At 53.7% G+C, this 12,610-nt stretch carries 9 protein-coding genes; 7 read left to right on the forward strand and 2 right to left on the reverse strand.

Features of this window, described 5'->3' with window-relative positions:
- Window positions 1-143: 143 nt before the first annotated feature.
- Complete coding sequence (locus G549_RS19705; RefSeq protein WP_051213584.1) at window positions 144-3,497, forward strand: hybrid sensor histidine kinase/response regulator; 3,354 nt, start codon at window positions 144-146, stop codon at window positions 3,495-3,497.
- A gap of 13 nt (window positions 3,498-3,510) precedes the next feature.
- On the opposite strand, the gene G549_RS0109195 is transcribed toward G549_RS19705, so the two are convergent.
- Window positions 3,511-4,407: a LysR substrate-binding domain-containing protein gene (locus G549_RS0109195; protein ID WP_027834781.1), complete on the reverse strand. Its 897-nt coding sequence runs from the start codon at window positions 4,405-4,407 to the stop codon at window positions 3,511-3,513.
- 132 nt (window positions 4,408-4,539) lie between these two features.
- On the opposite strand from G549_RS0109195, the gene ugpB reads away from it, so the two are divergent.
- The 6 genes from ugpB (at window position 4,540) to G549_RS0109225 (ending at window position 11,352) form a co-directional block, all read left to right on the forward strand.
- A complete protein-coding gene (gene ugpB / locus G549_RS0109200; protein ID WP_027834782.1) occupies window positions 4,540-5,841 on the forward strand; it encodes a sn-glycerol-3-phosphate ABC transporter substrate-binding protein UgpB in 1,302 nt (433 codons plus the stop codon).
- Between the two features lie 69 nt (window positions 5,842-5,910).
- Window positions 5,911-6,792 carry a sn-glycerol-3-phosphate ABC transporter permease UgpA gene (ugpA, locus tag G549_RS0109205; RefSeq protein ID WP_027834783.1) on the forward strand — a complete coding sequence of 294 codons (882 nt, stop codon included), beginning with the start codon at window positions 5,911-5,913 and terminating at the stop codon, window positions 6,790-6,792.
- Window positions 6,792-7,643 carry a sn-glycerol-3-phosphate ABC transporter permease UgpE gene (gene ugpE, locus G549_RS0109210; RefSeq protein ID WP_027834784.1) on the forward strand — a complete coding sequence of 284 codons (852 nt, stop codon included), beginning with the start codon at window positions 6,792-6,794 and terminating at the stop codon, window positions 7,641-7,643. Before ugpA ends, ugpE begins: the two co-directional genes overlap by 1 nt.
- Before the next feature lie 10 nt (window positions 7,644-7,653).
- Window positions 7,654-8,709, forward strand: coding sequence for a sn-glycerol-3-phosphate import ATP-binding protein UgpC (locus G549_RS0109215; protein WP_027834785.1), 1,056 nt, complete (start codon window positions 7,654-7,656; stop codon window positions 8,707-8,709).
- A complete protein-coding gene (locus G549_RS19710) occupies window positions 8,709-9,680 on the forward strand; it encodes a glycerophosphodiester phosphodiesterase family protein (protein WP_036221799.1) in 972 nt (323 codons plus the stop codon). Before G549_RS0109215 ends, G549_RS19710 begins: the two co-directional genes overlap by 1 nt.
- Window positions 9,681-9,693: 13 nt before the next feature.
- Entirely contained in the window at window positions 9,694-11,352 is a 1,659-nt protein-coding gene (locus G549_RS0109225) for a Na/Pi cotransporter family protein (protein ID WP_027834786.1), read from the forward strand.
- 3 nt (window positions 11,353-11,355) lie between these two features.
- On the opposite strand, the gene G549_RS0109230 is transcribed toward G549_RS0109225, so the two are convergent.
- Window positions 11,356-12,600 carry a Tm-1-like ATP-binding domain-containing protein gene (locus tag G549_RS0109230; RefSeq protein WP_027834787.1) on the reverse strand — a complete coding sequence of 415 codons (1,245 nt, stop codon included), beginning with the start codon at window positions 12,598-12,600 and terminating at the stop codon, window positions 11,356-11,358.
- Window positions 12,601-12,610 lie beyond the last annotated feature (10 nt).

Here is a 12,610-nt window from a genome sequence, read left to right on the forward strand (position 1 = left end):
GCAGCGCATTCTGAAAAATCTGCGGAAAAATCGTAAAAATCGATTTTATGGCGAGTAGTTTCAATCACTTAGTATAAATTACAAAGACCAGAACTGTGGATAAGATGTCGAAAGGTGATCGAGGGAGGCCTAAATTGGACTATATGCGGCCGAACAAGATGGCACCTAAAGGCCTGCATGCGCGTCTGTTGTTGGCATTTACCAGCATTTCGCTGATACCGCTTCTGATTGTAAGCGCAACATTTTTCTATGTTTTGATCGCCAATCTTGAAGGCGAAAACTTCGCGAAACTCGAGTTTATCAACGACGCGAAGCAAGCTGAAATCCGCCAATATCTACAATTCGCCTCCCGCCAGGCTGATTCCTTGAGCCAAACCAATATTGTCAGGTATTCGATTGGTGAGTTTTATGGTTTCAGCTACGGCTTTCGCGAGATTTCCCCCGAACCTGAAGAGGCCGCCCGCATCCTGCGCGTCGCATTTGGCGTTGGCGGAACGGCCAACCGCGCTGACCGCGATAAGCTGATCAGCACCGCACTGATCTACGACAATATGCACGCCCAATTTCACGGTGAATATGAGGCGTTCATTGAGTCAGCGGAATATGACAATCTCTATTTGATCAACAATCAGGGTCGCGTGGTCTACTCCGTTGAAAAAGACAATTACCTCGCCACCTCAATTTACGGCCCCCTTTCCAACGCCCCGGTCTCAAACGTCGCCAAACAGCTGCTCTCAACAGATGAAGATATGGGCATCGTCTTCCACGATTTTGCACAAGACACGGTGACCGGTGAATTTGCAGCCTATTTGGCGGTCAAAGTTAAATTCTATTCCCGCCCCAGCGGCGTGGTGGTCTTCCGCTTGCCCACCAATGGGGTGGAGCGACTGGTCCAGTCTGAAACGTCTGAGGCCGGGCATGTCTTCTTACTCTCCTCGAACAGGCAAGTGCTCAGCCGCCCAACAGACAGCCAGCTCGACCTGGGCGATAAGCCCAATGCCGCGAACATCCCGTCTTTGGCCAATAGAAATGAAACCGCAAAAGTCCCTGTGGGCTTAACCAATGGCCCTGCCCTCGCCGCATTCGGCACGGTGCAAGTGTTTGACCGCGATTGGCTCCTAGTCAGCGAGGTGCCCACATCAAGGGCCTATGCCAGCGTGAATACGCTGATTGCGACGGTCAGTGCCCTGGCGCTCTTAGCCATTCCAATCCTGTTTTTAATCGCCACCCATCTAGCGCGCAGCGCCACCCGCCCGATCCTGCGCATCACGGACACGGCCGAAGCCATTGCGGCGGGCGATTTAAACCGCACCATGCCGCACATCGAAAAACCCATTGAACTCAAGCGCCTGACAGACAGTTTTGGCCGCATGCGCGACGCGGTGCGCGATCAGCTTTTACAAATCAATGCCAACGTGGCCGCGATTGAGGAAAAGAACGCCCAGCTCGAAGAAGCTGACCGGATGAAAGATACATTCTTGGCCAACACCTCTCACGAGCTGCGCACGCCGCTCAATGGCATTGTGGGCATTTCTGAAACCCTCACCGCCGGCGCAGCGGGGGATTTGTCAGAACGTCAACGCAGCCAACTGCAATTGATCACTTTCAGCGCCCGCAAACTGTCGCGGCTGGTCGATGATTTGCTGGACCTTTATCGCATTCGACAAGGGCAAATGCGTTTGGATATGCACCCGGTAGATGTCGCGACAAGTGTGCGCAATGTGTTGCTGTTGTCTGAACCCCTTTTGCGCGGCGAGCCGGTCACCCTTGAGGTTGACATCGCTAATGACACACCGCTGGTGATGGCGGACCCGGTACGGCTTGAGCAAATCCTGCATAACCTTGTGGGCAACGCCATTAAATACACTGAAGCGGGCACCATTCGCATCACCGCCAGCACCCTCAATGAGCAGGTCCAAATTTCCATCGCCGATACCGGCATGGGCATTTCCGAGGCCGATTTGGGCCGCATGTTCAAACCGCTGGTGCAAGCCGACGGTGTAGACACCGTGCGCAAAACTGGCGGTACCGGATTGGGGCTGACCATTGCGCGGCATTTGGCGACCATTTTGGGCGGCGAGCTTTCTGCGGACAGCACGTTGGGCGAAGGTTCTGTCTTTACGCTGCAACTCAACGCCGCCACGGCGAAGGACTTTGAGCAAGAAGGTGCCCCCGCCATTTCGCGCCAATCCGAGGGCTATCAAGAAACGCTCAACAGCAGTGATGAAAACTGGATGCAAGATGACACGCCCGCGCAAGAAGGCGTGCCGCAAATTCTTGTTGTTGATGATGAGCCCATCAATTTGCAGGTTCTGCGCAATGTGTTGCTGCCGCAGGGCTTTGCTGTACGCACTGCCGACAATGGCGCCACAGCGCTTGAAATGATCGAAAAGCAACGCCCCAACCTCATCATTCTCGATGTGATGATGCCCGACCTCAGCGGGTTGGAAGTGGCGCGTCGACTGCGCGAACGCTTTGATCGGCTGGAATTGCCCATCATCATGGTCACCGCGCGCTCGCGCACCCGCGATATTATTGCTGGGCTGGAAGCTGGCGCCAATGATTATGTGGTCAAGCCGTTCGTAAAAGACGAACTACTCGCCCGAGTCGATACATTGCTCGAAGCGCAAAGGGCGCGCATGGCCAGCGCCGAAAACGCGCAACTACACGCGGAAATGAAGCGGCGTATTCAAGTGGAAGACGCGCTACGCTTATCGCAAACACGCATGGCAGGATTGCTGGATAGCCTTCATGTCGGCCTCTGGTGTGTGGAAGAAACAGGCGACCTGTTCTACGCCAACCGCTTTGCGGAAGAATGGCTTGGCACCCATGCGGGCGCACGCACCAACATCAAAAAGCTCTTGCCGGACACCAGCTTTGAATTGCTGCTTGAAAACTGCAAACTGGAAGGCAGCGCGCGCCTCGATCAAATTCAGTTGCACGGACATTCCGAACCGATCAGCTTACATGCCTTTGAAATGGATCAGGAAATGGGCGGCGGTCTCAATATTATCCTACTGCCCTCAAACAGTGCCGATTGGTCTCAAGATCAGGACCCCGCCATTCTGCGCCGGGCGCTTGATACCATTGAGGTGCCCAAAACGCCACGGACTTCGCCGTCTGCCGGAGATACTCCCCTTGACGACGACCTGGATGACCAACGCCTTGCCTATCGCGAAGCCACGGTTGCGCTGATGTCACAAGCGTTGGAGATTTGGCAAAAGTGCAGCCAGAAATCCAAGTTCGATTTGGCTGAGCAAAGCGGCATTTGGCGCGTTCATCTGGACCGCTCGTCGTTACAAACACGCACGTTGGACAAATATTTCAGCATCGACACGCTACCGCAAAATCCACGCTGGCGCGATGTACTGGCAACCGCAAATTATGTCCTCACCCATTGCCAATCCGACGAGTTGGAAGCGGAATTGGACCAACTCAAAAAGATCCGTGATCAGGTCAAACAAATGGTCATGGATGGCGCGGCCAAAATGGGATGAGCAATTCCAAGTCCTATTGATGGATAAAGGGCTGCAGGCTTTCCACAAACGCTTCAATAAAATCGAGCACAAGCAATGGTCGTGTGCCCGTTATCGGCCGCAAAATGGACAGGTCATGGCTCAAATCCGGCTCAAACGGTCGGGCAACCAACCCCTTCCCTTCAAACTGCGCCGCGTCCAGCGCACTCACGATTGAAGCGCCATGCCCTTGGCTCACAAAGGTGCACGCCGCCGTAAACTGGCGCACCTCGATCCACGAGTTAAACGGCACGCCCCGTTGCGAAAAGCAGCTTTCAAGCTGCACAAAAAATGTGCTGTTACGCCGTGAATGAACGATCTTTTCATCAGCCAAATCTTCCGGGGTGATCACCTCTTTGCGGCCAAGCGCATGTCCCTCTGGCAATATGCACACTGTGCGAATGGGTATATCCACGCGCTCAATTGCCGGGTGACCCGAAAAGCCATCCGTGATGCCGCAATCATATTGCTCACCCATCACCCATTCCAAAATGCGTTCCGGTCGATCAGGTTCCAACGTCACCGTTACACCGGGGCGTTCAACCAAAAATTCGGCCAACACGCCCGGCAAATGGCTGGTGGCAAACCCGGGCAAACAGGCAATGCGCATATGTCCGCCCGTGCGTTCTTTTAGGTCGCGGCGCAAATCTTCCAAATGATTGAGGCTGTCAAATACGCGCGAGACTTCGGCCAACATATAGCGCGCCTCGCTGGTGGGCGTCAGCGTGCCCTGCTTGCGCACGAAAAGATCAAAGCCCACGGCTGTGGAAAAGTCGGCCAGTAATCGACTAACTGCAGGCTGAGACACACCCAGAATTTTGGCCGCTTGCGTCACCGACCCAGTTTCCGCAGTTGCCCGGAAAGCCTCTAATTGTCGCAGTTGAAACTTCATTTTCGCCGCTCCATACCCACCAAATCAAAGCAATCCATAACATTATGTTATGTAATGTGCAAAAAATTTCTGCTTGCGTTATTTTATCATTTGGATAAAGTTGGCGGCCTTAAAACTATTTGGGAGGATAGAATGTCATTGAAAACAATTCTGATGACAACTGCTGCGCTGGCTTTAGGCGCAAGCTCTGCCTATGCGCAGACTGAAGTTCAATGGTGGCACGCTATGGGCGGCACCAATGGTGAACGCGTGGACAAAATCGCTGCAGATTTTAACGCGTCGCAATCTGAATACAAAGTTGTGCCTGTCTATAAAGGCAACTACACCGAGACCATGACAGCCGCAATCGCGGCTTTCCGTGCCAAAGAACATCCGCACCTTGTGCAGGTGTTTGAAGTCGGCACCGCCACCATGATGGCCGCCAAAGGCGCTATCTATCCGGTGGAACAGCTCATGAATGATGCTGGCGAGTCGTTCGACAAATCTGACTATCTGCCAGCGGTGATTTCATATTACCAAACACCTGAGGGCGAATTGCTCTCCATGCCCTTCAACAGCTCCACCCCTGTGATGTGGTACAACGCCGACGCTTTGGAAGCTGCTGGTGTTGAGCCGCCAAAAACCTGGGATGACGTTGAAGCCGCCGCAAAAGCGTTGGTGGACAATGGCATGGCTTGTGGCCTTTCCTTTGGCTGGCAATCTTGGGTGATGATCGAGAACTTCTCGTCATGGCACAATATGGCCGTTGGCACGAAAGAAAACGGCTTCGCCGGTTTCGATACTGAATTCACCTTCAACAATGAAGCTGTGGTCTCACGCTTGGCCAAAATCGCCGAAATGGGCGAAGGCAAAGAATTCGTTTATGGCGGTCGCCGCGGCGACAGCTTGCCCCTGTTCACCAATGGTGAATGCGGCATGTGGATGAACTCATCCGCCTATTACGGTTCAATCAAGAGCCAGGCTGAGTTCAACTTCGGCCAAACCATGTTGCCTTTGGATACTGAAGTGGCAGATGCCCCTCAAAACTCCATCATTGGCGGCGCGACCCTTTGGGCCCTGGCTGGTCATGAAGATGAAGAATATAAAGGTCTGGCTCAATTCCTGACCTATTTGTCTTCACCTGACGTGCAAGCATGGTGGCACCAAGAAACAGGCTATGTGCCAATCACACAGGCAGCAGCTGAGTTGAGCGAAAGCCAGGGCTTCTATGAAGAAAACCCAGGCACAGACATCGCGATCAAGCAGTTGAGCTTGAACGAACCGACACCAAACTCACGCGGCATCCGCTTTGGTAACATGGTGCAGGTGCGCGATGTGATCAACGAGGAGCTGGAAGCACTTTGGGCTGGCGACAAAACCGCTCAAGAAGCAATGGACACTGCCGTCAAGCGCGGCAACGAGCTTCTGCGTCGCTTCGAGCGTTCTGTAAAATAACACCTCACAATTTCCCCCAGCGCGCCTTGCGGTGCGCTGGGATTGGCTTTGCCTAAAGGACATTTTGCCATGCTCAAACGTGTTCATTTTACAAAATCTTGGTTGCCATTTGCGCTGGTAGCACCGCAAATCGCCATCACCTTGATATTCTTCATTTGGCCTGCCACCCAAGCGGTCTACCAATCATTTTTGATTGAAGATGCCTTTGGCCTGTCGACTGAATTTGTATGGTTCGAAAACTTTCAATATCTGTTCACTGATGAGATTTATCTCAACAGCTTCGGCCGCACGATCTTCTTTTCCGCCGCTGTTGCGTTCATCTCCATGTCCAGCGCCCTGATCCTGGCGGGCTTTGCAGATCGCGTCATTCGCGGTGCAACAGTTTATCGAACACTCTTGATCTGGCCCTATGCCATCGCCCCGGTTTTGGCCGGTGCATTGTGGGTTTTTATGTTCAATCCAACCTTGGGCATATTTCCCTATTTCCTTGAATTCTTTGGCTATGATTGGAACCATTATCTGAATGGGTCTCAAGCCATGCTGTTGGTCATTTTGGCGGCAGCTTGGAAGCAAATTGCCTATAATTTCTTGTTCTACCTTGCTGCAATGCAAGCCATTCCCCGCTCGATCATTGAAGCTGGGGCCATTGATGGCGCCAGCCCGATCCGGCGCTTCTGGACCCTGGTGTTCCCACTGATCTCGCCAACAACATTCTTCTTGTTGGTCATCAACGCGGTTTATGCCTTCTTTGAAACCTTCGGCATCGTGCATGCGGTCACCCAAGGCGGCCCCGCCAACGCCACCACCATTCTGGTTTATAAAGTTTACAATGACGGGTTTGTCGGCCTCGATCTGGGTGGCTCTGCCGCGCAGTCAGTGATCCTCATGATTATGGTGATCTTTATGACCATCATTCAATTCCGTTATCTCGAAAAGAAGGTGCAGTACTAATGGTCGAAAATCGTCCCATTCTCAAAATTGTCACGCACCTGATTTTGATTTTCGGCATCGTGATCGTTGCGCTGCCCATTTGGATCACTTTCGTGGCGTCCACTCATGATGAAGCGCGCATGTTGCAGGCGCCCCTGCCCTTGCTGCCTGGTGGACACTTTTTCGAAAACTTCACCAAAACGCTATTTGGCTCGGGCCTGGCAGGCAGCGAAGTGGCCCCGGTTTGGCGCATGTTGTTGAATTCAATGGCCATGGCCATGATGATCTCCATTGGGAAAATCATCATTTCGCTTTTAAGCGCGTTCGCCATTGTTTATTTCAAATTCCCCTTCCGCATGGGCTTTTTCTGGCTGATCTTTATCACCCTGATGTTGCCGGTTGAGGTGCGGATTTTGCCCACCTTTGAAGTGGTGGCAAACCTTGGCATGTTGAACTCATATTGGGGGCTTTCCATCCCGCTCATCGCCTCGGCCACCGCAACCTTTATGTTCCGGCAGGTCTTTTTGACGATCCCGGATGAGATGCTGGAAAGTGCGCGTATCGATGGGGCCAAACCCATGCGCTTTTTCTTCGATATTTTGCTGCCCCTAAGCCGCACAAATATCGCAGCACTGTTCGTGATCCTGTTCATTTATGGTTGGAACCAATATTTGTGGCCGCTCTTGATCACCACAGATACAGACATGACCACCATTGTGATGAGCATCAAGCAAATGCTTGAAGCCGCAGAACAATCCCCTCAATGGAATATCATTATGATGACAGCGCTGCTGGCCATGATCCCACCTGTGTTTGTGGTGATCGCCATGCAAAAAATGTTCGTCAAAGGCCTCACTGAGACCGACAAGTAGGAAAACAAAAATGGCAACGATCTCACTGAAAGACTTGGTAAAAAACTACGGTAAGGTGGAAGTCCTTCACCATGTCGAAGGCGAATTTCACGATGGTGAATTCATCGTCATTGTTGGCCCGTCCGGTTGCGGCAAGTCGACCCTTTTGCGCATGGTTGCCGGGCTGGAAACTGTCACCAGCGGCGAAATATTCATCGGCGATAAAATGGTCAACAATCTGGAACCAGCCGACCGCGACATTGCCATGGTGTTCCAAAACTATGCGCTTTATCCGCATATGACCGTGCGCGAAAACATGGCCTACGGCCTAAAGCTGCGCAAGTTCAGCAAATCCGACATTGAACGTCGGGTGCAAGAAGCGGCCACCATTCTTGAAATTCAAGACTATTTGGACCGCCGGCCACGTCAGCTTTCGGGCGGCCAGCGCCAACGCGTGGCCATGGGCCGCGCCATCGTGCGCGATCCGCAAGTATTTCTGTTCGACGAACCGTTGAGCAACCTCGATGCCAAATTGCGGGTGCAAATGCGGCTAGAGATCAAAAAACTACAGCGCAAGCTGGGCGTCACCTCCATCTATGTGACCCACGATCAGGTCGAAGCCATGACTTTGGGTGATCGGCTAATGGTGCTCAATGGCGGCTATGTCGAACAATTCGGCACGCCAATCGACCTTTACGAGAAACCAGCATCCATTTTCGTCGCGGGCTTTATCGGCAGCCCATCGATGAACTTCTTGCCCGGCCACCTTGCCAATGCGCATATTGAGCTGGAAAACGGCCAGAAGATTCCAACCACCTCGGTGCAACAAGGTGACGCCATATTCGGTGTCCGCCCCGAGCATATGATCGTCGATGAAAACGGCCCCATTGAAGTGGTGACTGACCTGTGTGAGCAATTGGGCGCCAACACGCTGGTGCATGGCGTCCTAAAGGATGGTAAAACGGGCATCGTTGCCAGCATTCAGGGCCATTGGGATTATGAACCCGGCTCCGTTTTGGGCTTCAATGTGCTGCCCGACAATCATCATTTGTTTGATAAAGAAACCCAAAAGCGTTTGGAGAATTGATGTTCGACGAACAATTAGCTGGGTTTAAAGGGGACGAACAGTGCATTCGCGTGGTGGGCCATCGCGGGGCGCGCGGCATCATGCCTGAAAACACACTTCTGGGTTTTGAATGGACCATCAAAATGGGCGTCGCGGCCCTTGAGTTTGATGTAATGATCACGAAGGATAGCGTTCCCGTCATCGTGCACAATCACCATTTGAACCGCGACATCACCCGCACCCCGCAAGGCGATTGGTTGAACGCGCCTGAACCCCGCATTTCTGATCTCACCTATGAGCAATTGTCACAGTTTGATGTGGGCGGCCTGAACATTTTCACTGAATATGGTCAGCGCTTTCCCGAGCAAATCTTTATGAGTGGTCAAAAGGTGCCGCAATTGGCCGACCTATTGCGCCTGATCAATCGACCTGAGTTTCGGCATGTACGCCTAATGCTGGAAATCAAATCCGATCCGCATGTGCCGGATCATCGGGATCGACAGGCCCAAACCGTCGAAGCCATCGTCAATGTCGTGCGTGCCCACAATGTGCAGGCCCGCACCGTCTTGCACAGCTTCGATTGGGAGATGCTGCGCATGTGCCAGATCGAAGCGCCAGAAATGCCCACATCCTTCCTCTCACAATTGCCAGAGGAAGAAGCAACAGCAGGCGGCGACCCTGCCTCGGCGTTCGACGCCTATGTCGGCACATTGCCCTCCGTGCCGCAAGCCGTGGCGGATGCTGGTGGCTATATTTGGGCACCCTATTTCAAAGACGTGACCGAACATGATGTTGCCCACGCCAAACAACTTGGTCTGCTCATTTCTCCTTGGACCGTCAACGATCCCCACGATATGGTACGCATGATTGATTTGGGGGTGGATGCAATTGTCACCGACTACCCAGCACGCCTACAACGCGAAATGATCAAAAAACAAATTCGCTGGCAGCGCACTGAAGAAAACACAAACGCTGCTCTGACCTCGGCATAGTTGCGGAAAACACATGGCCCTTTTGGAATTCCTCATCGCTATTTTTGGCGCAACTATGTTGCTCCTCTTTGCTGTGCGCATGGTGCAAAACGGCATAGAGCGCATGAAGGGGCCAGAATTTAAGCGCATCCTGACCAATGCCAAAAACCCCTATCGCGCGGCGCTCGCTGGCACCGCAATGGCGGTTTTGCTGCAAAGCTCAGCTGCGGTCGCCATTCTTACCGCGGGGTTTTCAACCGGGGGCGTGTTGTCCATCGCCATGGGCTTGGCCATCATTTTGGGTGCCGATGTAGGTTCGGCCATTGTGGTGCAAATCCTGTCCCTCGACCTGACATGGTTGGCCCCAGTATTGATGGGTGTCGGCGCGTGGCTCTATCTCAAATTCAATGGCCGCAACATTCGGCAAACCGGCCGCATCATGCTCGGCATATCGCTGATCATTGTTGCTCTGGGCTTTTTGCGCGATGCCGTCACGCCCATCAAGGAAAGTGATCTGCTGCCCGCCATGGAGGCATTTCTGGAGGCTGATCTGGTCCTGGCCTTTTTGGTGGGTATGGTCCTGGCCTTTCTTATGCATTCGAGCGTGGCCGCGGTCTTGATGATTGCAGTGGTTTCTGCCGCCGAGGCGATCTCGCAACCCGTGGGGATTATGTTGATCCTCGGTGCAAACCTTGGCGGTGCCCTTGTGCCCGTTTGGATCACCCGCGCCATGCCTATTGAAGCGCGTCGCCCGGTTGTTGCCAATGTGGCCCTGCGTGGGCTCACCGCCGCGTTCATTGCCACCCTCTATGCCTATCAACTCATCGATCAGTGGGTGCACATGCTGCCAAGCCTTGTGCTGGTCCACTTCGCCTTTAACGTGTTGCTGTTGTTATATCTGCCGTTCACACCTTGGATTGGCAGCGCCGTCGAGCGGGCAATGACCAATGGCAAAGGCGACCACCCCACTCCCATGGCGGAGCGTTCTTTGCTGGACGAAAATGCGCTGGATTCAGTGCAGCAGTCTCTCGCCTCATTGCGGCGCGAAGTGGTGCGCATGACCAATATTTCAGAACAGATGATCCGTGAATCGCTGGCCTGGTATCTGTGCCAAAAGCTCCCCAACTTCGATCAGTTGGAACGTGAGAGCAACCTGCTGCACAATGCAGGTCAGGCTGTTCGCCTATATGTGACCCGCATGCCCAGCAAAGAGATGACCAAGGCACAGTTCCGCCGCCTGCGGGACTTGGCAGACTATGCGCTGTCCATCGAAGCCAGCACCGCCATTTTGAGCCAACGGCTCGAAGGCGTTATCCGGGCGCAGCATGCCCGAAATCTCTATTTCTCTGAAAGCGGCGCAGCGGAACTGCGCACCATCGCCGAGCAATGCCTGCACAATATGATCAATTCCTACGAATTGCTGGTCAATGAAGATATTGAAACCGCCCGTGAGATCTTCCGCGATAAGGACGAGTTGGGCATGTTGGTGGCGAAGAGCCGCAAAAAGCACCTGTTGCGCCTGCGCGAAGGCTTGGAAAAAAGCATCGCCACCAGTGAACAGCATCTGGAAAGCCTCGCCGCGCTGAAGGAATTGAATGCGCAGCTGGTCTCCATCGCTTATCCTATCCTCAAGCGGGAAGGCCAATTGCTGCAAACCCGCTTGATTTTGGACGGAAAAGGGCAAGAGCTTTAGGCGCTACCCCTTAGGATTGGCCACCGTGCCATCAGCCAGCCATTGATCAAAAATCGACAACACTGTTTCACAAAACAGAGCGTCATTGATGTGGCAGTCAATTTCAGTGAAGCCGACAGGCGCGCTCACCGCCTTCGCCAATTCAGCCACAAAGGCCGCATGATTATCTGGCTCATGCGCCGGTTCACCCGGCTTATCCCACTCTTCAATGCCTTGAATCGGCGAAATAATATGCGTCGGCGCACTATTCTCCGCCGCGCGCGCGGCCAGTTCACGCGCCACCAAACGCCGCTCATCCGCATTCAATGTGGCGGAAGACAAAAGCCGATTGTGGGCATGAAAGGAGCGATCATTAAACTGATCGGGAAAAGGTTGCCACCCGGGGAAATCCACCAGATCGACACATCCCGGCGCGATCATCGCGGGTGTGCTGGACGTTGCCGCCCCGCGCAATCGATCAGGACCAGAGCTCACGCTGGAGCCCATCAAATCATTGCCCATTTCCTGCGGCGCGAAATCCATCACGCAGGCAAATTTGCCCTCGCGCGCCAGATTTTCAAACGCCATGCCGCCCATGCCCGTGGCGTGAAATATCGCCACTTCAAATCCGCGCTCTTCCAGTGCAGGCTTTAGCGCCTTCATATATTTGAGGCAGGTTGAGCCCAAGCTGGTCATGCCGACCATGGGGCGCTTCTCATCCGGCAACACCGCCGCACGCGCCGCACCCAGCACCGCCCCGGCGGCTTGGCTCAGCGAAGCCTTGCAAACCGAATTGAGGCCATAAAGGCCACCCGCCCACAAGATCATTTGAATATCCGTCGCCAACCGATCCGCTGGAATAAGCGGCGAAAAGGCAATGGTGGAAATGATATATTTCGGCACGCCCAGTGGCAGTGCGCGGGCGCAATCCAGCGCCAAATCTGTGCCCATGGAGCCACCCATGGCAATCATCCCATCAATCCGCCCCTCAGCCTGCAACTTCTGGCAAAGCGCAGCCGAACCACGCGCCATAATCTGCATGGCCACATTTTCGTCGCCCGCATCAATCGCGTCTTGAATGCTCGCACCAGCGGCCTCCGCCACCGCATGTTTGGACACATCGGTCGGTGTCGGCGGATCGCCCAAAACACTCACATCCATGGTGAGCACTTTGCCACCTTGCCCCACAATCGCGTTGGTCAAATATTCGAGCTCATCGGATTTGGTGTCATAGGTGCCAATCACCAAAATGGTTTTATCTTGCGCCATATGTGTGTCC

Origin of the sequence: Maritalea myrionectae DSM 19524, from assembly GCF_000423365.1 — a bacterium.
Taxonomy (GTDB): domain Bacteria; phylum Pseudomonadota; class Alphaproteobacteria; order Rhizobiales; family Devosiaceae; genus Maritalea; species Maritalea myrionectae.